This is a genomic window from Chitinophaga sp. (genome assembly GCF_036566945.1).
Taxonomy (GTDB): domain Bacteria; phylum Bacteroidota; class Bacteroidia; order Chitinophagales; family Chitinophagaceae; genus Chitinophaga.
The window spans coordinates 1-23,456 of record NZ_DATCVJ010000789.1; the positions used below are offsets into that span (position 1 = coordinate 1).

Consider the following 23,456-nt stretch of genomic DNA (forward strand, 5'->3'; position numbering starts at 1 on the left):
TTTTGATGAAGCTGAAGTTACCGCCAATGTTGAATTTCACTTCATTCAACTTCGTTTCATACATCACGGAAGCTTCCATGCCTTTGTTACTTACCTTACCGATATTTTCATCCGGAATCTGGCTGCTGCTGATACCACTCACGGCAGGGATACTTAAATTTCTTGGCGCCAGGATGTTGTCCCGCGTTTCGCGGAATACGTCCACGGTTACGTTGAAGTGATTGAGCAGTGATAAGTCCACCCCAACATTGGCTTTCTTCGCCGTTTCCCAGGTGATGTTGGGATTGGCCAGTTTTGCCCAGAAGATAGTAGGAATATTGGCGCCATAAGGCTGACCGGCATTATTCACGGTACTGAGTACATTGGTTTGCAGGTTCAGGTTTTGCAGGTATTGATATCCTGGTGCCTGGTCTGGCGCAATGTTTTCATTTCCCAGCAAGCCGTAGGAAGCACGGAGCTTTAAGCTGTTCACTACATTTTTATTAAACCAGGATTCTTCTGACACGCGCCATGCGGCCATGGCACTGGGAAAAAATCCGTATTGTTTGCCAGGTGCAAAAATGGAAGATCCATCTTCCCGCAACTGTACATCCACTAAATATTTTTCTGCATAGTTATAGCTGATACGACCAAAGTAACTCCTGCGGCTAATGATATAACTACTGCCGTAGTTGCTGACATCGGTGGGCAAAGCACCACCCTGGCTCAATTCCGGCAACTGTGTGGTGATGTAGTTCTGACGGCCGGCGCCAAAAGTTTCATAGGTTGTTTTGGATTGTTGTACCGCCGCAAATGCGCTGAGCTGATGTTTACCGAAATGTTTATCATAACTCAAACGGAGAAAGGAGTTCAGGAGCGTATAGTTGATCTGGCTTTCCGACATAGAAGGATTGTTAGGCCCGCCTTTCACCGGATCATAGGTGTTATCTCCTTTGTCGTATTGGTATACCACCCAGTTTTTTGTCAGCTGTTTATCAAATTCGAAACGTTTGTCGATCGATACCATTCCATCTACCGACAATCCTTTAAACAGTTCATAACTGGCTTTACCAATTACGCTTCCCGTAGTAATAGGTCGTTTATCCGCACCGGATAACTGTGCCATGGCCAGTGGGTTCTTGCCCATTTCCACGCCTGCGCCCATGAGTCCATTCGGATAATAGGCGGGCAAAGTAGGGTAAGTACGATACAGGAATTCGAATACGTTAGAAGCGCCGAAACCTGCCAGTGCCGTCTTTTCTTCCTGGCGGCCGGACATCTGTACGGTGGCTTTGAATTTAGACGAGAAGTTGATATCGAAGTTTGCGCGGATATTATACTGTTTGTAATTCAGCGGACTATTACGATACAATCCATCCTGGTTCAGGTAACCGCCGGAGATGTAATAATTCAGTTTATTGGTGCCGCCGGAGAAAGATAAGTTTGCCGTTGTCTGGGAAGACAATGGCTTCATCAATTCCTTTTCCCAGTCTGTATTAGGATAAGACACCGGATCTTTTCCATTTCTGAACAGTTCTATTTCCGCATCAGAATAACGTTGATTTTTGCCTTGTGTAGGGCTATTATAATAAGCAATTTCATTCACGATAGTAGCATAAGTAGAAGCATCTACAAACTCCGGTAAGCGGGTAGGCTTAATAAAACCCTGGTTGAGGGTGAAGTTGAAATTTGTTTTCCCGGCTTCACCTTTTTTGGTAGTCACCAGGATAACGCCGTTCGCCGCCTGGGAGCCATAAATAGCGGCAGAAGCGTCTTTCAGGACGGTGATACTTTCAATGTCATTCGGGTTCAGGCGGGAAAATCCGCCGAGTGCGTTGGGTACGCCGTCCACTACAATGAGGGGAGCGGAGTTGCCGGTGGTGGCCACCCCGCGTATCAGCAGGCGGGCATCATCGTAGCCAGGTTCTCCGCTGGTGTTAGGGGCGATGAGTCCCGGCATGCGGCCTACGAGTGAATTGGAAATATTGGGCTGCGGACTTTTTAACAGCTCTGCGCTTTTCACCGCGGTTACGGAGCCTGTTAATGTTGCTTTTTTAGAAGTACCATATCCCACTACCACCACATCGCTGAGGTTTTCGATAGTAGGCACCAGTGATATAATAGTGAGATCGTTTGTGAGTACTAATTCCTGTGGTTGAAAGCCAATACCGGAAACTATCACGGTATTTTTACCATCCGGCGTAGTGAGGAGGAAGCTACCTTCCGCATCTGTTTTGGCGCCGGTGGTAGTGCCTTTCACTACAATGTTAATAAAGGGTAATGGTGATTTGTCTGCTGAATTGATGACTTTACCTTTAAATGATTTTTGCTGCGCGTACCCTGGTACGCACAAACAAAACGCAGAAAGAAATGCAACGACGCACTTCACCAAATGTTTGGCAATCATTTTTTTTAATTTAAAACGTAAATGGAATACGAACGGTGGAAAAATGAATCGTGGATAGCATGGCGGCTCCATTATTCATAACGTGTTTGTTTTAGTTGACCTGTACTATTCTGTTCTATACTATACTATTCTATACCACAAATATAATTTTCGGAAATGAAACCGCCAAAAAATAATTTCACGATTTATTAACGGGCCAAACCGGTTGGGGCATAACGATATTTAATGGCTAACGGATTGGAGAGGTGTCCGAAATAAACCTGATAGTTAACTTAAAAAAAAGACCGCCTCCTTCTCAGGAAGCGGTCTTTATATCATCATTCAAAAACACTTATTTCCCTTCCGGCAACGCCACAAACCTGATCACATTCTTCCCACTCAGGTAATCCTTTGCAGAAGCCTTTACACTGTTACCATCAATTTTCTCCAGCAACTTTTTCATATCCGGAACGGCCTTCAACGGCTCATTGCTTTCCAGTTTCCCGGTGATATATTGCAACCAGAATTCATTACTTTCTACACCCAATTCAAACTGTTTCAGATAACCAATTTTAAACTTTTGCAGTTCATCGGCAGTAGCACCTGACTGCTGTAAGTTGGCGATATCCTGCTGTACCAGTCCTACGAGATGTTCTACATGTTCAGGCGCACAACCGAACGATACGTTGATGCCGAAGCGTTGATCGGGTTCTTTCGACATGCTGCCGGATACAGATGGGGTGTACACTTCTCCTGCATTTTCGCGCAGACTGGTCAGCAAACGGTATTGCAAAATTTCTGACAATGCCTGTAGCTGCAGTTTATTCAGGGTATTGTAAACGCAATCTCCATTGTACACTAATAATACCGTGGCCTTATTTTCTTTGCCTTTGGCAACGGTTTTAATCAAATTTCCTTTCGGTATTTGTGTATGTATTTTGATGCTTTTTTCTTTCAGGTGCAGTGAGGGCAATGCCCCCAGGTACTGTTCCAATAGAGGCTTTATGCTATCTGTATTAAAGTTGCCTACAAATACAAAGTTTGCCTGAGACGCATCCGCAAACCGGTCGCGATAAATATCATATGCTTTTTCCAGGCTGATGCTATCGAGTCTGGCCAGCGTAGCAGGACTGGTACGGTAATGATACCCACTCAGCACATTATTCACGGTATCTTTGAATACATTGCCCGGATCATCATACCGGTTTTTGATTTGTTCTCTGGAACTGGCCAGGGCATTGTCAAACAGCACGGTATCTTTACGGGGTGCGGTATACCGCAGGTACACCAGTTGCAGGGCCGTTTCCAGGTCTTTTATATTACTGCCACCGCTGACTCCTTGTCCGCGGCCGCCGATATAAGCGCCTACAGACACTGATTTTCCATTCAGCACTTTCGACAATTGTACCGGAGAGAAGTCCGCTAAACCAGAACCACCAATGATACCAATAGTGCTGGATGCCGTCGGAAAATCTGCGTTCGAATATTTGTTGATGCCTCCCGGCGCAAAAGAAATGAACTGGATCTGATCATTTTTGAAAGTGGTGGGCTTCAGCCATACTTTCACACCATTGCTCAGCGTAAGTTCCTGCATGCCCAGTTCCGGAATGCTTTTCTGCGACACTACTTTTCCCGGCGCAGGCATTTTTGTTAACAGTACCTGCTTGGTAGCCGTTTCTTTGTAAGGCTCCAAAGTGCCGGCAGATACGCTTTTGAACCAGCTGCTCACGGTGGCGGAATCAGGGAGATTCCCTTTTTCCTTTTCGGCGGCCACCAGGAACAGATCGCGGTTAGTATCCTTTATATATTCGTTGGTTACGGCTTTCAGATCATCCAGACTGATACCCGGCAATGTTGTTTTCACGAAGTTGTATTCCCAGGCAAAGCCGGGTGCAGGCGTTCCGTGGAGGAACAGCTGCTGGTATTCACTGACATAATTATTGGAAGGTACTTTGCTTTGTTCGCGCAGGGCGGCGTCCATACCTGTCATATAACTTAGTTTAGCACGATCCAGTTCTGCTTGTGTAAACCCAAAACGTTTTACCTGTTCTACCTGTGCCCACGCTGCGGTGAATGCTTCGTGCAACTTACCGGGTTTTGCACTTACCGAAAAGGAAAATTGATCCAGTCCTCCCAACAAATCGCCGATGCCTGCTTTGGCGCCCAGGAATGGCGGGTTAGGTTGCTGGCTTAATTCGTTCATCCGGAAGCCGAGCAGTTGATTAAACAGCCCCTTCTTCATGGCATCCACGTAATCAGCGGTGGTGCGCAATTCGGTGGCGGTATGTTTAATCAGCAGTTCAAGTGAGGTACCACTTACTTCAGGATCGGTGAGCGACAGGAACTGGTTTTTGCCCGTCAGTGCGATTTTGTAATCCGGCCGTGGTCTTTCGTTCGCAGGATTTTTCAGGTCCGCAAATTGTTGGCGGATTTGTTGTTCCACCTTATTTACGTCTACATCGCCTACCACAATAAGGGCCTGCAAATCCGGACGGTACCAGTCGTGATGAAAACGACGAATGGCAGCGGCCGGGAAATGTGTGAGTATACTATCTGTACCGATAGGATTGCGGGTAGTATATCGGGAGAAATTCAACGTCAGCGGAAGTGTCTGTTGCTGCAAACGCTCGCCCACACCTTTCCGCAGGCGTTTTTCTTCCAGCACTACACCTCTTTCTTTGTCGATGGCATCTGTTTCCAACAGCGCCTCACTGGCCCAGTCGCGCATAATATCCAGGCCACGGCTCACCATGGCAGGATCATCTGTAGGAATAGGCAACTGATACACGGTTTCATCAAACGACGTATAGGCGTTCAGGTCAGCCCCAAAACGCACCCCTGCTTTCTGTAAATAGTCGATCAGGTCATTTTTAGGAAAATGCGTGGTACCGTTGAAGTTCATGTGTTCCATGAAATGTGCCAGCCCTTGCTGGTCATCATCTTCCAGTATAGAACCGACTTTATTGACCAGGTAAAACAATACCCTTTTAGCCGGCTCATTATTTTTGCGGATGTAATAGGTAAATCCATTTGATAACTGTCCGGTGCGAACCGCCGTATCCAGTGGAATCGATTGGCCGGGGGCCTGTGAACTTCCGACCATTGAAAGACATAACAGTCCTGCGGTAGCCAAATAACGATAGTACATAGTTGTTTCTCTTTTGCTATTTTTTTGTTGTAACAAGATGCCACTTTTAAAAATAATGGCTACAGCATATCCAGTATGCCTTCATTTTCAATGATGATCATCCCTTGCCGGTCTGTAGTAATCCCTTTCTGCAGCCGGTAAGTATATTTAGGTACCGTACCCTCCATAATAGTAGGCAAAAATTCGAACTGAATCTGATCGCCCTGGGATTTTAACGCATCTCCTGCTTCAAAGATATGCGTGGAAATAATAAAGAAACAATCTGTAAATGCTGTAAAAGCTTCAGTGACGGCCAAGGTAGCATCATAAGCATCTTTTACATTAGTTCCTTTAAACAGTTCATCAAAGATCACAAAAAGATGTTTGCCGGCATCTACTTCTTCTGCTACTTTTTTTACCCGGAGTACTTCGGCATAAAAATGACTATATCCCCTGTTCAGGTCATCCGGTACATTCACGGAAGAGTAAATGCCATCCAGCACGGAAAACTGCAGCTGCTGTGCCGCTACCGGAAATCCCATATGCGCCAGGTATATCATAATACCCGTGGATTTCATCAGGGTAGATTTGCCCGCCATATTAGCCCCGGTGAGGAACAACACATTGCTGTTGCCACTAAAGGAAAGCGGGTTTGCCACGGCCTTATCAAGACCGGGATGCTTTACCCCTGTGGCTACCAGCATATTCTTTTCCTTCGGAAAAGCCGTAGCATAAGAAAATCCCTTTTCCCTGCCTACAGCGGCCACAGTAATATACACTTCTATTTCATAGGTCAGCTCCAGTAACTCCTTTAACGGCTGCCGGAATACATGTGCCACCAGGTAATGCAGCTGCGCATTTTGCCATAAAGACCTGTCCCTTGCATCCAGCGCTTTAAGCCGTTCATCCCGGAAGATGTTGCGGGCAACAGCCACCCATTTTTCCCAGGGCGTATTTTTATCCAGCCCTTCCTTTTCCAGTCGTTGTAATAAGCGGTTGCATTCCCGCAATACCTGTATGCTGGTATCGAGGCCCTGTTGCTGCAATTGAAAAGTATCATCCTTTACCAGCAAGGCCATGACTTTTTTCCGGGTCATCTGCCAGAGAGCCGCGGGAAAATTACCGGCGCAACCTTCATCCAGAAAGGCTTCCATCTGCCCTAACCTCTTTTCATCAAAAGGAAAAGTAGCAGGATGATCTCCGAAATAACGAAAAGCGGCGCTTCTGTTGTTGATCTGCCCGGCATCTGTTAAGGGATGCAGGAACAGCTGGTCCAGCAGTTTTTCTCCACCCCTTGTTTTTACCTGGTTAAAAATATGGAAGATGGAATGGGTATTATACTTTCCCAGCAACGATAAATCATCCAGTGTTTGTTTGTCGGCAATAAAGCTCATGTGGTCTTCTTTATTGATTTTTTCCTGGCTAATATGTCCAGGATACCCTCATTTTTAATAATCATCATACCATGTCTGTCGGAAGTGATGCCGGACGCCAGTTTATGTGTATACACCGGTTTATTGCCTTCCATTAACGTTGGCAGATATACGAAGTTGATATTATTGCATTTCTCTTTGAGTATGTCGCCGGCTTCGATGATATGCGTAGATACGACGAACATGCAATTTTGCCTGCGGGCAATGGCTGCGGTAATGGCGATAGTGGCTTCGTATGCATCTTTGACATTAGTACCGCGAAACAGCTCATCAAAAATGACAAACAGGTATTTATCCCGGCTTAGTTCTTTCGCAATGGTTTTGATCCGTAATACTTCTGCATAAAAATGGCTGGTACCCTGGCTCAGGTTATCCGGCAAATTGATGGTGGTGAAAATACCATCTCTGACAGCAAATTCCATTTTCGACGCTGGTACCGGAAATCCCATTTGCCCGAGGAACATCGCAATACCCAGTGCTTTCATAAAAGTAGACTTCCCGGCCATATTCGCTCCCGTCAGGAAAATGATATTACTGGACGGAGTTATGGAAAAAGAATTAGCAACTGGTTTCGTGAGCGAGGGATGATAAAAATTTTCGAGTACCATCGTTTGCGATTCCGGTGGCAATGCCACCGGAAAGCACAACTGCCGTTCTCTTGCCGTACGGGCTACAGACAGATATACATCTGCAAGATAGATATGCTGTAACAGCTGCCCGATTTTGTCCCGCTGCCGGAAGCGGAGTACTTTATCGTACTCCGCTATTTTGGCAAAAGGAAATTTATGTTTTGTTTGCTCCTGCATCATCGGCTGCAACTCTTCCAAACGCAATAGCTGGTCAATAGCGGCCAGTTCCCCGCTATAGGGGATCGTGGCTACCTGTTGCCGGATACTATCCGCAAACAGCCTCGTAGCCTGCAGAATATTGATCAGGCTCACGACGCCTTTTTCAATCGCTTTATATTCGGTATCGGCGGCAATAAGCTGGTTGAATTTTCTGCTCAGCGTATCTTCTTCTTCATTCAACCGGCTGCGCTCATCGGTATTCTGCAGGTGCTGCTCTCCAGCATCAAACCATTCACTTTGGTAAGGGAATGGGATCTCTTTTTCCGCAAATGAACGGATGGTAGTACTGCGTGCATTGATGCCTGTTACGGCCGAAAGCGGTTCGCGGAACATGGCTTCCATCAACTCAGAACCACCACGGGTAAAGGTTCGGTTAAAGATGGCATACACGGAATCACCTCCCCCTTTCCCGAAAATATTCAGGTCATTCAGCGTTTGTTTATCAGTCATTAAGCTCATACCTGCTTCGTTTTACTTTCTTCTTCTCCTGATGAGTAAAATGGTGCTTCCTATTAACAACAATCCCGGAATCGCCCCTATCAATCCATATCTCACCACTTTCAGACTTTCTTTGGTAATGGCAATTTCATTATCAGAGCCAATCGGACGGTTTACATCTACCGGTACGTTGGCGTAAGACAACCAGTGGAACATGCCGGGGATCAGGGTAAAATTGGCGGACCCATAGATCCGGATAGGAGGTTTCATACCACCGTTGCTGATACAATCGGCATCACCAATAATCATGATGCGTTGCTCCTTATTGCCCACTTTCCGGGATAAGGCCAGCGCGGTCACAAAGCTGTCTGCTTTTTCTCCGGCGGCGATATCTATCGTGGCTGAGTCATTCACAAAATCGATGGTTTGGGTTTCATTCCAGGTCTGCATGGTATCTGTCTGTAAAACAGGGGTAGCTTTAAAGCCTTTATCTTCCGCCATTACCAAACCGGCTGCTTTCACCATGCCTACATATTGATGCTGCCTGGTCATGTTACCGAAAAACGGTGCAATGTCGTTGGCCGCCGGTGTTGGTCTGCATATCACCACGTTGGCGGCTACATCCTCCTTAGGCTGCACCAGCTGCCCTGGTATTGTTTTTACGCCAAACTGCGCAATGAAAGATTCCATGATCGCTGATCCCGGCTTCAATGCTACTACGAGGTTACCGCCACCGGCGATATAGGCATCCAGTTTCTTTTTTACAACGGAATCGAGCGCCTCCTGCATATCGGAAATAACAATGATGTCTACTTCTTTCGGAACCTGATGATTACCGGAAAGATCCAGATCTTCCACATCGCATCCCTGATTGGTCAGCGCATAACGGAATGTTTTCACAGAAGAAAACAGGGTATAATCCTTGATTCTATCTCCTTCTATTTTTCGCTCTCCCTGTCCTTGCAGGAAACCAATTCTGGGCAGTTTCATCACCATCCGTTTGAAAACTGCAGATACTTCGGCCTCACTCGGGAACTTCATCATATCGTCATAAATCCTCAGGAAAGCTTTCTGTCCGTTAGCTCTTTCTACTACCCGCACAAAGGTGTTGCCTTCATCTGTGAGATTGATTTTCTTTTTAATTTCTTCGGGCGACAGGAACAGGTCAAAGTCCAGGTCTTTCAGTTCTGCTTCTTTCTTCGCCTGTTCAGCGAGCGGCATGTTTTTATAAATATTTTTGAGCCGGGGATTATTGCTGGGTTCATCATAGTAATAAACGTACTCCAGTTTGGTTTCCGGCTTAAAGCGGATGAATTGCTTCAGGCGTTGTTTATCTTCATTCACCTGTGTAGGAATACCGTTGTAATATTCTCTGTCCAGCAGGTTCACATAAGTGGTGATCGTCATACCGCCATCCAGTTTAGCCATGATAGCCTGACTGTTGGGCGTAAGCGTATTCCGTTTTGTTTCGGTAGCGTCGTAATAGGCCATGAATATAGGGCGGGAAGTGGCATAGCCCAGCATCATAGCGGCCACTACTACAATGGCATATTTACTCCATACCGCAGAAAAAGATGCGTGGGTGCGATTGGCTTGCAGCTTCTGCACGCTGAGGGTCAGGAACAGGCATATCACAATCACAAAGTAGAGTACATCTTCGCTGCAAATGAGGCCCATGATCATTTCATTACAACGGCCGGAAATAGAGAGCCAGTAAGTGATATCACGTACAAAGCCGATGTCCTGCCATACCTTGTCCATGTAGCTGAGGGTACCCAGTAATACGAGTGTACCCAGCGCTGCAACTACCTGGTAAGAGGTAAGACTGGACATAAACAATCCGATGGCAGAATAAGCACACATGAGCAGGTAAATGCCCAGTAATCCTGATGCCACAGACGATAGTTCAAAATGATCTACTGTACACATACCCACTATTACATACACCAGCAATACACCGATCAGCAGCAGGCTGTAAATCATCATAGCCAGGAACTTACCGCGGATAATCTGGGAGGAAGTTACGGGAGATGAATACAGCAATTTGATAGATCCGCTGCTCAGCTCCCGGCTCATGAGCCCCATGGTAAGCAATGGCATATAGAGATACAGATAACTTTGCACGGATGCCAGCAGGCCACGTTGTCCGGAAAAGATACCGGCAGTAATAAACATATTACCCCAACCGGTACGCTGGGCGCGCAGTACTTCCGCCAGGTGGTCTGCAAATACCAGTCCTGTCTGAAAAGTAAATACGATCAGGATCATCCACGCGATGGGTGAATAAAACAAGGTGAATAACTCGGCCTTGGCGATCTTATAAATTCGTCTCATTGAATATTTTTTTATCAGCTTTTTACTTGGTATTTTTTTTCGACAACCGGGCAAATACGGCATCCAGTGAACTCTTTTCAATAATCAGTTCCATCAGTCCCCAACGATTGGTCACGCTTATTTCCGCTATGCGTTGCGCTGTTTTCTTTTCTCCGTCGTAGCCCAGTCTGAAACGGGTAGGCGCTATCTGTTCCATAGATCTGATGCCTTCCTGCTTCAGCAGTTCTTCCTGCGCAGGAGGATTGTCTAACTGCACTACCAGCGTATTCGGTTCTATGTAGTTATCAAACATTTCCAGTGTGCCGGAAAACACCATCTGTCCTTCTTCTATCATTTTTATTTCCTTACAGGTAGCCTGTACTTCTGTGAGGATATGGGTAGATAGTAACACCGAACGGTCCGATGCTATTTGCTTGATCAGATTCCGTACTTCCACAATCTGGTTAGGATCGAGGCCGTTGGTGGGTTCATCGAGTACCACAAACTTCGGGTTGTGTACAATGGCCTGGGCAATGCCCACACGTTGCTGGTAACCACCAGACAGGTTTCTTAGCAAACGATCCCTGAAATGTGCTACCCCACATCTTTCCAGCGCTTCCTGTACTGCTTTTTTCACCTGTTTCTTTTCTACCATCCGCAGGTCAGCGCAATAGGTGAGATATTCTTCTACCGTAAAATCCTGGTACAAGGGGAGTTTTTGCGGCATAAATCCGATGTTGCGTTTCGCTTCTACCGGGTTCTCTTTCAGGTTAATGCCGTTAATAAATACTTCTCCTTTCGATTGTTTCAGCACCCCACAAATAATATTCATGGTAGTGGATTTACCGGCCCCGTTGGAACCCAGCAGGCCCACCACGCCCTGACTATGGATCTCAAGATTTATATCTCTGACCGCCCACTGGGAAGCGTAACGGTGAGACAGATTTTCAACTTTTACAATGGCGTTTTCCATTCATTACGGATTGTTTATGAAATAAAATAGCGGGTGTAAGCTTTTGCCTACACTATTACTGCGTTTGAATATGATTGAAGAAGGACTACTGAAATTCCTTTCGGCCGGGGACCAGCCCCGGACGAAAGGAATGGTTAGGATCAGTAGGTCGCGTTGGCGATAGCGCGCACGTCTATGTTATATTTTGTTTTATAAAAATTCACCAGGATATCAAACTTCTGTTTAATCAGTGGATACGCCAGGTAAGGCTCCATCTGCGCATCTGTTCTGGTAAGTATATGCAGGGTAAAAGAACTGATGTCGTTCGATTTAGCGTTGGGCCAGGAATAGGTACCGTAATACCACTCAGACGGGGCATCGGAAACCACATTATAAGAAGTCGGTAAAAAGCCTCTTGCCCTGAAAGCCGCCTGGTTTACCGGGTTGGTACTGTTCACCGGCGGTGTGGGCGCTACGGCTGCATAATCACTGACGTTGTAGAACGCTGCCGGAATATCAAGCATCTTATTAGCTGTGTAATAATTCCAGATAGGAACGATCAGCAAATTCCGCTTAGCCACTTTTTGTGCGGCCGTCATGGTACGAAGGGAACTGTTCATCCCCGCGAAGGCGATCGCCCTGCCCACTACTTTATAATCCCAGTAATTGTATTCCATACCCGCCGGATATCCAGGCCCCCGGTATTGCTTGATGGTATCTGCCATCATCACCCGGTACGGAATGCCCTGGCTTTTCTTAAAATCTTCCGGTAAAAATTTCAGCCATACATCATTCAGGAAAGCCAGCATATCGCTGGTATATGCCGGATCACCTAATACTACGGTATCGATCTTGGAAGACCCCCCACCGGTGGACTGTACCCACTCAAAATCTTTCTGTGTAAAATTATAGAGGAAGTAAGATCCGTAGGTATTGAAAAGTTGTTGGATTTTATCGTTGGCTGCTGCAGGTGCATTGCCCTGCGGCAATACATAATCAGGCCCGATCGGCGCCGGTGGTCCGATGGCAGTATCCTTTTTACAAGAGAATAACAATATGCCGGAGATACAGCTGATAATAAATAGATACTTCATTTTATTGTTGTATTACTTGTTAAACATTATAGCCCATTCCTGTCGGGCATGGTGCCGGAAGGATTTTGTTGCAGCGCAGGATTTCGCTGTAACAGACTGCTAGGAAAAGGCAACGTGTACATCGGATCTTTCTCTTTCAGCGTGTAGTGCAGGATCGCTTCTCCCGGTTCACGCTGAAAACGATGCGTAATGGCAGGCATTCCATAACGGCGCAGATCGAACCAGCGGAATCCTTCAAAACAGAATTCTTTACGACGTTCGTCCCGCACGGTATTTAGCAATGCGTTTTTATCTCCGATGCTTTCATCTGCATAGCCAATGATCCGCGTGCGACGCAGGTCATTCAGGTCTTTCATGGCATCCGAAAGTTTGCCGAGTTGCACATAGGCTTCTGCCCTGTTTAATACTGCTTCGCCGGTACGCAGACATTGCACCAGTTCCTGCTGTACGTTCGTGTATTTGGTGATGAGTTGCGTACCCCCATTTTGTTCTGAAAAACCATATTTCAGCCGTATATCATTTGCAGCATACATAGACCGCAGTTCCGGAGAAGGACTGTAAGACGTTTGATCCCCGGCCTGTGATCCTCCACCAAACATCCATTCTACTTCGGGATTGGTATAGGTAAGCCAGTAGCCAGTGGTGTAGCCGGTCATGTTGGTCAGCATACCTCCCTGATCAAATACTTTACTGGCTTCTGCTACACAGTCCTCCCATTTTTCCATAAAGAGATATACCCTTGATAAAAGAATATGAATAGCCGGTTGATTGATGTGAAAGTCCCTGCGGGCAATCGGCAACGGGTCCATGATACGGGCGGCTTCTTTCAGATCATTCACCATTTGTGTATATACCTGGGCCACGGTAGCCTGTGGCATATATTCGGCCGTGATACCGGAGTTCAGCTTTAATGGTACCGACAACGAAGCCGGGTTACTATTGTAAGGCGCTCCGTAAAGATTTACCAAACGGAAATAATACATGGCGCGCACCGCTAATGCTTCGGCCTTTACCCGGTCTTTGTCGGCCTGGCTGCCAATGGCCGTGTTGATATTATCCAACACCGCATTGCATCCTTTTATCAGCTCATAAGAGCGATAGTAGGCGGTGGAAGAAGGATCGGCACTGATAAGATTACCCAGACCATCCATATCAGCAAGTCTGGGCTGCCAGGTATAATACAGATAATACTGTTTGGCAACAGTGGATCCCACCACTGAACCATCTCCCCATTCGATGAACAGATCCACATCGTCATCCATGAAAGAAAGGAACTTGGATGGCTCCTCATCTTTCATATAACCCGATCCCACCAATAGTTCTCTAAAGTCAGTTGCCGTTTTTGGAATCACATCACTCTGGGATTTCTCTTCCAGAAATTTTTTACAACCGCTGAGGGTCAGCAGGCCGGTGATAAAGAAAACAGCAAATAAATGATTCTTCATGCGTTTCAATATTAGAAAGTCATATTAAAAGATAAGGATGTCACCTTGCGTGCAGGCCATCCGGCAGTTTCCGGATCATAACCTCTCCATGCATCGTCAAATGTTACCAGGAATGGATTGGTCATGCTGAGGGAGGTACTCAAACGTTTGATGTGTACCTGTTTCAACAGTTGTTGACCAAATTCATAACTCAACGACAACTGACGGCAACGGATAAAATCAGCGTTGGCCACCATATAATCAGATTGGTTATACAGTTGATAAGGCGTCTGCGAAGAGAAATTCATGGTAGGCATGACGATCTCAATTCTGCGTGGATTTCCGGGAGGGATGGCAGGCACATTGGTATGCTGTTCATCACCTGGTTGCTTCCAGCGGTCCAGCAATATCCGGGGCGCATTTTGCTCTGGTGTGGGTGCGCCACTGGGATTATAGAAAACTGGCAGTCGCTTTTGATTCCCGAATGCCATGGCAAACTGTGTACTGATGGCAATATTTTTATACCGCACCATGGTGCTGAATCCTCCTGAAAAATCAGGTTCCAGCTTACCTGTTTTTACCAGGTATTCGAGTGGGTTGGCAGTAGGCTTAATCGTCAGGTTGTTGAAAGTAGGAATACCCGTCTTCCCGTTTAAACCAGCATAAGCGTAAGAGTAAAAAGTAGAATAAGCTTCTCCGTTTACGATCGAGGTACCATTCAGGTAATCGTCCACGCTATTGATGCGTTGATTTTGTTCCAACTTATTGCGGGCAAGACCTGTATTCACAGAAAACTGCCATAAGAAATCTTTGGTACGTACAGGGATCACGCTTACGATCAGGTCGTAGCCGGTATTTTCCATCTTAGAGCCGAAAACAGTAGCGGCATTCATCCCGTTTTCAACAGGTACCTCGCGTGATGCCAGCACATTGCTGGTTTTCTTGTACCAGTTAGCCGTGGCATTCAGGCGTCCTTTCAACAGGGAGATGTCTACTCCCAAATTCCAGGTCTTTGTTTTTTCCCAACCCAGATCCGGATAAGGGAGTGATTTGATGTTCAGGGTATATTGCTTGAATACGCTGCTCAATCCACCGTCTGTTGCAATCAGGTAGGGCGATACGGTTTCCACCGTATTTCCCTGGTACCCATAGGTGGCCGACAAGTCTAATCCGTTCAACCAGCGCTGTGAGCGCAGGAATTGTTCGTTGCCCACACGCCATTTACCACCCACCGACCAGGTTGGCTGGAATCTTTTATTTTTATCCTGCCCGAAACGGTTCGATGCATCCAGTCTTGCATTGAGGTTGAATACATAACGTTGATCAAAACTATACACCGCAGAAAAGTATTCACTCAGATAATTACTTTCCTGGTTTATAATCTTAGAGTTTAAACGCATGGCTTCTATCAGGCTCACATCACTGGCTCCCAAAAATGAAGACACGATCGGTAACGGCGCATAACTTTCACCACGGTAGCGCAGATAGCCATAGCGGGTATCGGCGCTGCTCTGGATTAACGAGGAGCGAGCCTCTACGCCTCCCTGAAGGGTCATGTTGTGATACTGGCCAAATAACTTGTCGTATACCAAACTGTTTCTCCAGGTATATCCTTTATTGGTAGCATTCTGCATTTGTACCAATCCGCCAAAAGGCAGGCGGCTGGATAGTTCCTGTGGTGAGTTAGACAGTACACTGCCAAACTCATATCCTCTTTCATTTGTGATATAGTAAGATAATTCTGTAGCGTATGATTTTATGTTGGAAGAAGCCACGTTGTACGATAACAGTCCCTGGTACTGCAATCCTTTCGCCAGCTGCAGATTCACATCTACGGTAGTGGACAGGTTAGTAGTGGTATTTTTATTACCGGTATTATCTATTTCATTCTGGATGTTGTACAGATAGCTGGACTTGCCTGGAATAGCGGTGCTGGTTTTTCCTCTTTTTTCATGATAGAATAAAGTACCATCATCGTTATACATAGGAATAGTTCTGGCGGTACCATAGGCATAAGTGAACGGATCTACGCCATAGGCATAACCGTTGGTTTCCCGCATACTTCCGTTGAGCATCAGGTTAACCGTTAAACGTTTTCCAAAACGGAGCGTGGTATTGGAAGCGGCAGAAAAAGTTTTCAGGTCATTTCCTTTGGCTTCCCCATTTTGCTGTTGCATATTAAAGGAAGTGCGGTTGGTGATCTTCTCACTACCACCGGAAATGCTCAGGCCATGATTTTGACTGAAAGAATTGCGGAAGAGCAATGCGAACCAGTCAGTATTCTGGTTTTCCATCTGTCGGTATTTTTCCATGTAAGTAGCGTAATCGATCTCTTTTTTCTGCAACTGCTGGATCAGGCCACCGTAGCCGATCGGTAATATATCGGCGTTATAACTGTCGCGGCCTTCATACACCTCTTTCGAAAACTGCATCAGCTCCTGTGAGTTCATCAGGTCATAGTGATTATAGGAGGGTCTTTGACCAATAGAAAGATTGCTGCTGTAAGACACGGCCAGTTGCCCGGGGCGGCCTTTTTTGGTGGTGAGTACAATCACCCCGTTGGCGGCCTGCGAACCATAAATGGCGGTGGCAGAAGCGTCTTTTAATACCGTGATGGTTTCAATATCGTTGGGATTGAGCCAGGAGATGGCATTAGAAGCGATCAGGCGCATCTCTCCCATATCTGAGGCCAGTGATCCGCTGCCATCAGGAAGGGGTAAAGGATCGCGCTGGATCACGCCATCAACCACCCACACCGGCTCCTGGTTGCCGAGAATGGTAGAAGTACCGCGGATACGGATTTTGGGCGTAGCGCCCACCTGACCTGATTGCGTCATAACGGACATGCCGGGCACTACGCCCTGCAACATCTGGTCGATACTGGTTTCACCGGCGATTTTAATATCATCGGCCCGGATGCTGTAAACGGCGCCCACATAGCTGCCTTTATTTACGTTCCTGTACCCGGTCACCACCACATCACTCATTTCAAAATCTTTCCGGTTCAGGGTGATGTTCATCATAATATTGTTGCCGTCGGTCACCAGCAGGGATTTTGACTGGTCCTTATTCAACGTATAAGCCGTATAGCTTTGGGCAGTTTGGCGGAAACCAATTTCCAGGCTTTCATAGCCCAGCATGGAAATCTGGATCACTGCATTTTCCGGCAGCTGGCGAAAATAAAATGTGCCGTCTGTAGAGGTAACGGTGCCCGTAACGGTATTTCTAATCCGTACAGAAACGCCTGGCAGCAATTCACCGGTAGTTGACCGTATTACCCCGCTCACGCTGGTTGGCGGCGCAGGAATATCCAGGAAGTTAATGGCAGATTTACGCGACAGCACAATGGTTTTATCCTTGATGAGGTAAGTTACCGGAAGATCCTTCAGAACTACGTCCAGTAGCTCTTTCAACGGCATATCTTTGGCAGAGAGGGACACCCTGCGGGTATCGCTGATAGTGTTGGTATTGCTGAAAACGACGTACCCGGTTTGTTGTTTAATTTCGGTAAATACTTTTTTAATAGGTATAGCTTTACCCGATAGCGTAACGGTTTGTGCATGACCAGAGGCGCTTGCCTGCAGGATGGCGGCTGTTAATAAAATGACGGTAAGTCTCATTGCCAGGAAGATTTTGGTTAGGCCCTTAAACTTTCCCCTACGGTCGGGGGGCCAATAGCATTTTTTTTGCATAGATTGCATGAGATTTGGTTGTTAATAAATGTGATTCGAAGAAACCGTTTAGAAAACCGACCAGATTTATCCACCGTCATGGCTGCAATCCATGACGGTTTTTTTATTGATTGGTTGTTGATATATATAGCTATTCCATGACTGGTTTATCCAGCCGGCCTTAATGCATTGGTGAAGTGTATTATTGGCTACTTATTTAATACAATCAGTGTACGTCCTTCTACTCTAAAGTCTATTTCCGTTACTTTTAATATTTCCAGCAGGTCCGCCAAAGGGATTTGTCTGCTCATTTCTCCCATAAATTTCTTGTTCGGTATACCATTCTCGTACACCACATCTATATTATACCAGCGTTCCAGCTGTCGCATGACCTCCTCCAGGTCTGCGCCTTCAAAATTGAATAAATTATTTTTCCAGGCCATTACTTTTTCCAGGTCTGGAATATTGGTGACCTTCAATGTTGCTTCCGATACAGGCGCACCCGCTACATGAGCGATGCTGGCCTGCTGACCGGGTTTCTCGATAACACTGTTAGCAGCACTAACGGCTACTCTCACGCTTCCGTCGAGCAGTGTGGTATAGATCGCCTTTTCGTTGTCGTAGGCATTTACATTGAATGTAGTGCCCAGTACTTCCACGGTTCCTTTATTGTTGATGTTGACGAAGAAAGGTTTATTGGCATCCTTAGCGATCTCAAAATATACTTCTCCCGTAACCTCCACCCTGCGCTCTTTACCTGCAAAAGCAGTAGGATAGCGGATAGAGCTGGCTGCATTTAACCACACTTTGGTGCCATCCGGCAAGGTTACCTGGAACTGCCGCCCTTTGGGTGTGGTCATTTTATTGTATTCGGTATTGCTGCTGCTTTCGCCGGCGGCATCATATACCAGCTTTCCATTAGCCATTACCACCGAAGCGCCGCTCTGATGGGTGATGACGCCATTACCCAGACTATCCAGCGATACCTGCCGGCCATCTGCCAGCGTAAGGATGGCGCCTTCGTGACCCGGTGCAATAGCGGCCAGATTCGAAGCGGGGGATGTTTTTTCATGAGATAGTAAAAGGTAGGTACTTCCTCCTAATAAAAGGACCGCTGCAGCCGCCGCCCAGCCCCATTTGCGTATCCCTGGCATCCGGTGAACCGGTGCAGCAGGCGGTGTGGCAAATGCGGGAATTTGTTCACTGATCTTGCGGGAAATTCTATCGGAATCATACGCATAGAAGCGCTGAAGATGCGCCGCCAGCTGTTCACGGTCGTTGAGCTCCGTAAAAAGATCGCGGTTATTAGCGGATGCATTGATCCATTCGTCTAATGCGATTCGTTCATTGGCATCTAAACTATCGTCCAGGTATTTGCCAATTAAAATGGCGATGTAATGATTCTTCTCTTCCATACTACACTACTAAAACAACTAACACTTCATTTTATACCGGTCTTCCTGAAAAAAAATTTACTGTTGCAGTATCATTAATGCAGAAAGCAGCATGGGCAAGGAGATCAATTCATTTTTCAATAAATTATTACGCAGTAATGCTACCCCTTTTGCCTTTTGATTTAACACGGTCTGGTAAGCCATATTCAGTTCGGCGGCAATTTCCGTAGCGCTTTTACCATCTATAATGGCCATGCGTACTACCAGCCTGCATTGTGGGGGTAACTTTTCAATTTCCGAAAAAATGACCTGCATTACTTCCGTCCGGATATAGGCGTTTTCCACGTCTATAGCCAGTTTGTCGGCAGATCTTTCCAGGAGCTGATGGATATCAGTATGTCTTTTTTCTGACTTAATATAGTTCAGTGCGGCGTTTTTAGCAGCCGTGAAAAGAAAGGACTTCAGGTGACTCAGGGAAGGAAAATCTTCTTTTTTTTGATAAGCGCTGATGAAGCAGTCGGATACAATATCTTCCGCCGCCATAGTATTGGCAATGATTTGCTCCGTGAAAAAACAGAGCTGCCGCTGGTATATAGCGTATACCTGGTGCAGCGCTTTATGATCCCCCAGCTGAAAAGAATTGATCAGCTCCATGTCCCCTTGTGCTCCGTTGATGGTCAATGGCTTATTTTAGATTTCAGATGTTTCAGTTGAAAGCACAAACTATAGCAAAAAATTAAGAGATTATAGTGCGGGATTTAAAATACTACAAATTAATATTTTATATATATTAATTATTGACTATTATTTTTTGAAAGATTTAAATTCTACATTGATAGCACTATTATAAACCGCTACCTCATGGGATTATCAGACCGCATTTTCAATACAGAAGCCATTAGCCAGGAACCACTCAAACTTGATAAAGGGCTGTCCACACTTGCAGAGCTTTACGGCGGCATCGCGATGGATAAGCAATGGAGTCTGCAGGATGTCATTGGCAACAAATCCGGAAAAATAAATGCCGCCAAAGGAAGGATCAAATTTGGTCTTTGGCATTCTTTCCCCGTACAGATATTAGGCACCTATACTATTTCCTCCAAAACTTTTTTATGGGCCTGGGCCGCCACGCATCCTTTCGTTCCATCTGACCTGATACAACAGGCTTTACAGCTGAAATCGTATGGTATAAAAAACGGGATTGGTATGTTGTCTAAAGAACTGTTTACTGCAGAAAAACTTCACCTGTACCTGATAGGGTCTATTGCTTCCGGTATGTTTGATGCCAGTAGTTATCACCTTGTGAAAGGGAAAGATAGTATTACGGTGGTATCTTTAAATGGTGGTACAATAAAGAACAAAAAACTGACTGACCAGGATCTTACGGACCTGGTGATACCGGAATGGTTTTCCTGGTTTGAAATGGTCGATGAACGAAATGCGATCAACACTTATCTTACTGCAAAAAATTATGAGATTACGTGGGAGGGTGAGGAGATGGTAGCGAGGTTGGGGAAGGATGAGATCAGGGCGGTGTTTGATGGGGAGAGGAAGTTGGTGAGTTTTTCGTGAGGGGGTGTAATCCCCGACATCATTGATGCTGTATTTGAGGAATTGTAATAATAAGGAATTTAAGGTGATTCACTATATCAAAATCAGGAAAGCCCTGGAGATTATCTATACAGGCAATGAATATATCTTCCCAACCACGATTCTGCAAGTCTGTTAATACTTGCAGCCAAAATTTAGCACCTTCATTCTCTCCGACCTACATGCCCAGCAATTCTTTGTAGCCCTCCTGATTGAGGCCAATAATGCAATCGACAGCCCTGCTAATAACCCTCTCGTGAGCTTGCTTTCTCGCAAAAATGATGATATACTTTTGCCTATGTCTTTAGAAAAGAGACTAGATCATTTATTGACAAATAAAAACCCAGCCGATGGCTGGGTTTAACTTACCGGACACTTTCTGTTAGCCACAACGGAATAACATAGTCGTTATGCTTATAAAAGTCATACATCTTTGTAAGAAATTTCCTATTCAGTGGAACGACCTCCATCAAATTTTCTCTAACATAAAATATATCTAGTGGATATTTTTTTTGACCAAACAACAATTGATATTGGGGGTCTTTATATACACAGAAATCATTAGCATTATTGCCAATAAATTTTAAATAAATTTTTATAGTGCAATAAAAATAAATCATAGTTCCCTGATAAATTCTGGTATTACTTGGCTGCATATATTTAACTGAAACACTATCCCCTATACCTTCCATAGATTCGCAATATCTGTTTGTAATTTGGTTACACCAAATACCAAATGAGCTATTGTCGAAGGACTCCCATATAGACAACGCCGTATCTTCACAAGGTTGAAATAGCATTTGTCCATCAAGGTTAATCATATAGCCATTTATTTTCATGACAATACCTGTATTATTTTGCGATTCCCCTATTAAAAAGGAGAATACACTTAATATTAGCATTGATAGATATTTAAGTCTCATATTACAGTCATTGAACTATTTTTTAATCACGTGTACTTTCTTTACCCTCTTCACTTTTTTCCAGGAAATTTTTATACGCTTCTGTCGCTTCTGCTGTGAGCTTCTTTTTATCCGTCGCTGTACTTCCATCATTAATCCGATGCATCAATGGTAGTTCAAAACTAAGTTTCAACGGGTCAGCCTGAAGAGGACCATTCAATACATACTCCCAATCTTCACTATCCTCGGTTTTATAACGGTACAAGGCGAGCCAAACGGCTGTTTGCTTTCCCTGCTGCACCTTTACACGGCTGACCTGCTCTATCGCTGTCAGTTCGTAATCGTCACTCATATAAGAAGCGACATAGCTGCGACCCAGCAACTCCTGGTTAAGCAGGTGACGGATATGCGAAAGTTGTTTATCTTGTTTTACTGCCTCGATAAATAAATACGCCTCACTCAGATTGTTTAAAATGCTGTTCAATGTTTTGTCGTCCACTTTGATACCGCGGTTTATTAATCCACGTGCGGCCAGCGCGCGTACCGATATCACGGTATCTGCCAGCAGTTGCCGGAAGCTTGCGGCCGAAGCAGCCGGCATGCCCGGTAACGAGAGTATGTGACCGGTATTCAGTACCCTGTTTTTCCACGTCCATTCGTTGTCGTCATCGGTTGGCCGGTTTTTCCATTCTTTTACCTGACGTTCGAACTGCTGTGTGATATCCGGCAACAGACGCTCCACACCATACTGCCGGGAAATCCATATGGAATCATAGCAGGTATAAGCCGTAAACGCCTGCAGAAAACTTTTGGATTGCTTCGCGGTAGCAATCATAGCCGGGATATATTGGCGATATAAACTATCTCTTTTAAATGTGTAAGCAAAAATGTCGTTGCCGTCTGCATTTTCGGGCATTTCCGGCGCCAGACGCAGGAAAGTACGAACAGCGGAATCCGAAGCCAGTGCAGTGAGGAAGTGCAGCACACTTTCCTGTTTCGTATGATCTGAGGTAGCGGCAAACAACATTTCAGCGGCATGTACTGCGTCGTCTCCTCCCAGCTTTTTCAATGACAACAACAACTCCACTTTTGCATTGTTTTTTCCGGTATCTGCAGGAAAAGGCTTCGCCAGTGCAATTATGATAGCTCCTTTATCTGAACTGTCAGGTACCAGATTATCCAGGTAAGCGCTGGCGCTATTAAATACGGCAGTATCGCTGCTTTGCAGATCTCTCAGCAACATTGACAGCTTCTTTTGCTGCAACCGGAAAGTATCCATCTTCTCACGATTGCCGGGGCGAAACGCTGCAAAAAATTGCTTTACATGATCTGTCTTCACTATTTCTTCCGGTATAATAGCAGACAACCGGTAAACGGTATGGCCAGCCACTATGGCCTTTCTATACCAACGCAAACCGGTAGCGCGACCTTTCATTTCTGCTTCATACACTGGCATACCTTCCCAAACAGATTGCCGGCGACTGGTAACAATAAAGGCAGTATCGGTTGGATATACATATGTTTTTAAAACGCTGTCGGGATCGTTGTGATAGTAATGGGAATACTTATCCACTTCTGCTATGTACATAGCGTGAGAAGCACTATCCATCGCCGTATAGTAATGAACGCTCACAGGTGACGATGTGTAATAACGGGAAAGAGGTCCGCCAACAAAGCGTTCCGGCCCATTGATGGTAAAACTGCTGTCCGCCGGCACAAAGGGAATTGTTAGGGCCTTTGCCTGCAAAGACAATATATGAAAGCCATTGAGGAAATTTTTCCAGTAACTACTATCTGTGCGCACACCGTCGTAAGTACAGAGCAGGCAATACGCCAGATTCCCCCTTGGTATAAATTGCATACGGGAAATGAAACCACTGGCATGCCGATAGGTGAACCGGTACA

At 45.6% G+C, this 23,456-nt stretch carries 14 protein-coding genes and 1 pseudogene; 1 reads left to right on the forward strand and 14 read right to left on the reverse strand.

What is annotated here, in order from left to right; translation table 11 throughout:
• The 11 genes from VIP81_RS23825 to VIP81_RS23875 all read right to left on the reverse strand — a co-directional run.
• Positions 1 to 2,386 (reverse strand): SusC/RagA family TonB-linked outer membrane protein (locus VIP81_RS23825; RefSeq protein ID WP_331967255.1); only part of this gene is annotated, 2,386 nt, incomplete at its 3' end.
• Between the two features lie 331 nt (positions 2,387 to 2,717).
• Positions 2,718 to 5,513 (reverse strand): M16 family metallopeptidase, encoded by a 2,796-nt coding sequence (locus VIP81_RS23830; RefSeq protein ID WP_331967257.1) that lies wholly within the window; start codon positions 5,511 to 5,513, stop codon positions 2,718 to 2,720.
• Between the two features lie 59 nt (positions 5,514 to 5,572).
• Positions 5,573 to 6,886 (reverse strand): MutS-related protein, encoded by a 1,314-nt coding sequence (locus tag VIP81_RS23835; RefSeq protein WP_331967259.1) that lies wholly within the window; start codon positions 6,884 to 6,886, stop codon positions 5,573 to 5,575.
• Complete coding sequence (locus VIP81_RS23840; RefSeq protein ID WP_331967261.1) at positions 6,883 to 8,232, reverse strand: MutS-related protein; 1,350 nt, start codon at positions 8,230 to 8,232, stop codon at positions 6,883 to 6,885. Before VIP81_RS23840 ends, VIP81_RS23835 begins: the two co-directional genes overlap by 4 nt.
• 12 nt (positions 8,233 to 8,244) lie before the next feature.
• The gene (locus tag VIP81_RS23845) at positions 8,245 to 10,545 is read right to left on the reverse strand and encodes a Gldg family protein (RefSeq protein ID WP_331967263.1); all 2,301 of its coding nucleotides are present in this window, start codon (positions 10,543 to 10,545) and stop codon (positions 8,245 to 8,247) included.
• 22 nt (positions 10,546 to 10,567) lie between these two features.
• Positions 10,568 to 11,497 (reverse strand): ABC transporter ATP-binding protein, encoded by a 930-nt coding sequence (locus tag VIP81_RS23850; RefSeq protein ID WP_331967265.1) that lies wholly within the window; start codon positions 11,495 to 11,497, stop codon positions 10,568 to 10,570.
• A 140-nt stretch (positions 11,498 to 11,637) separates the two neighbouring features.
• Positions 11,638 to 12,570 (reverse strand): hypothetical protein, encoded by a 933-nt coding sequence (locus tag VIP81_RS23855; RefSeq protein WP_331967268.1) that lies wholly within the window; start codon positions 12,568 to 12,570, stop codon positions 11,638 to 11,640.
• 26 nt (positions 12,571 to 12,596) lie between these two features.
• Positions 12,597 to 14,015, reverse strand: coding sequence for a RagB/SusD family nutrient uptake outer membrane protein (locus tag VIP81_RS23860; protein WP_331967271.1), 1,419 nt, complete (start codon positions 14,013 to 14,015; stop codon positions 12,597 to 12,599).
• An 11-nt stretch (positions 14,016 to 14,026) separates the two neighbouring features.
• Entirely contained in the window at positions 14,027 to 17,614 is a 3,588-nt protein-coding gene (locus VIP81_RS23865; protein ID WP_331967273.1) for a SusC/RagA family TonB-linked outer membrane protein, read from the reverse strand.
• Positions 17,615 to 17,874: 260 nt separating this feature from the next.
• Complete coding sequence (locus VIP81_RS23870; protein ID WP_331967275.1) at positions 17,875 to 19,080, reverse strand: FecR family protein; 1,206 nt, start codon at positions 19,078 to 19,080, stop codon at positions 17,875 to 17,877.
• A 57-nt stretch (positions 19,081 to 19,137) separates the two neighbouring features.
• Positions 19,138 to 19,740 (reverse strand): RNA polymerase sigma factor, encoded by a 603-nt coding sequence (locus VIP81_RS23875; RefSeq protein ID WP_331967280.1) that lies wholly within the window; start codon positions 19,738 to 19,740, stop codon positions 19,138 to 19,140.
• A gap of 180 nt (positions 19,741 to 19,920) precedes the next feature.
• On the opposite strand from VIP81_RS23875, the gene VIP81_RS23880 reads away from it, so the two are divergent.
• On the forward strand, positions 19,921 to 20,631 hold the full coding sequence (locus VIP81_RS23880; RefSeq protein ID WP_331967282.1) for a DUF6882 domain-containing protein: 711 nt from the start codon (positions 19,921 to 19,923) through the stop codon (positions 20,629 to 20,631).
• Between the two features lie 82 nt (positions 20,632 to 20,713).
• On the opposite strand, the pseudogene VIP81_RS23885 reads toward VIP81_RS23880, so the two are convergent.
• The 3 genes and pseudogenes from VIP81_RS23885 to VIP81_RS23895 all read right to left on the reverse strand — a co-directional run.
• Positions 20,714 to 20,869, reverse strand: a pseudogene (locus tag VIP81_RS23885) (transposase); the annotation flags it as partial.
• A gap of 145 nt (positions 20,870 to 21,014) precedes the next feature.
• On the reverse strand, positions 21,015 to 21,551 hold the full coding sequence (locus VIP81_RS23890) for a hypothetical protein (RefSeq protein ID WP_331967286.1): 537 nt from the start codon (positions 21,549 to 21,551) through the stop codon (positions 21,015 to 21,017).
• Positions 21,552 to 21,594: 43 nt separating this feature from the next.
• Positions 21,595 to 23,456: hypothetical protein (locus VIP81_RS23895; RefSeq protein WP_331967288.1), on the reverse strand; the 1,862-nt coding region annotated here is incomplete at its 5' end.

Bases quoted from the DNA above. Each gene is read 5' to 3' on its own strand.
- VIP81_RS23845 (WP_331967263.1), bottom strand. From the start codon at position 10,545: ATGAGACGAATTTATAAGATCGCCAAGGCCGAGTTATTCACCTTGTTT.
- VIP81_RS23855 (WP_331967268.1), bottom strand. From the start codon at position 12,570: ATGAAGTATCTATTTATTATCAGCTGTATCTCCGGCATATTGTTATTC.
- VIP81_RS23880 (WP_331967282.1), top strand. From the start codon at position 19,921: ATGGGATTATCAGACCGCATTTTCAATACAGAAGCCATTAGCCAGGAA.
- VIP81_RS23860 (WP_331967271.1), bottom strand. From the start codon at position 14,015: ATGAAGAATCATTTATTTGCTGTTTTCTTTATCACCGGCCTGCTGACC.
- VIP81_RS23865 (WP_331967273.1), bottom strand. From the start codon at position 17,614: ATGAGACTTACCGTCATTTTATTAACAGCCGCCATCCTGCAGGCAAGC.
- VIP81_RS23890 (WP_331967286.1), bottom strand. From the start codon at position 21,551: ATGCTAATATTAAGTGTATTCTCCTTTTTAATAGGGGAATCGCAAAAT.
- VIP81_RS23870 (WP_331967275.1), bottom strand. From the start codon at position 19,080: ATGGAAGAGAAGAATCATTACATCGCCATTTTAATTGGCAAATACCTG.
- VIP81_RS23840 (WP_331967261.1), bottom strand. From the start codon at position 8,232: ATGAGCTTAATGACTGATAAACAAACGCTGAATGACCTGAATATTTTC.
- VIP81_RS23830 (WP_331967257.1), bottom strand. From the start codon at position 5,513: ATGTACTATCGTTATTTGGCTACCGCAGGACTGTTATGTCTTTCAATG.
- VIP81_RS23850 (WP_331967265.1), bottom strand. From the start codon at position 11,497: ATGGAAAACGCCATTGTAAAAGTTGAAAATCTGTCTCACCGTTACGCT.
- VIP81_RS23835 (WP_331967259.1), bottom strand. From the start codon at position 6,886: ATGAGCTTTATTGCCGACAAACAAACACTGGATGATTTATCGTTGCTG.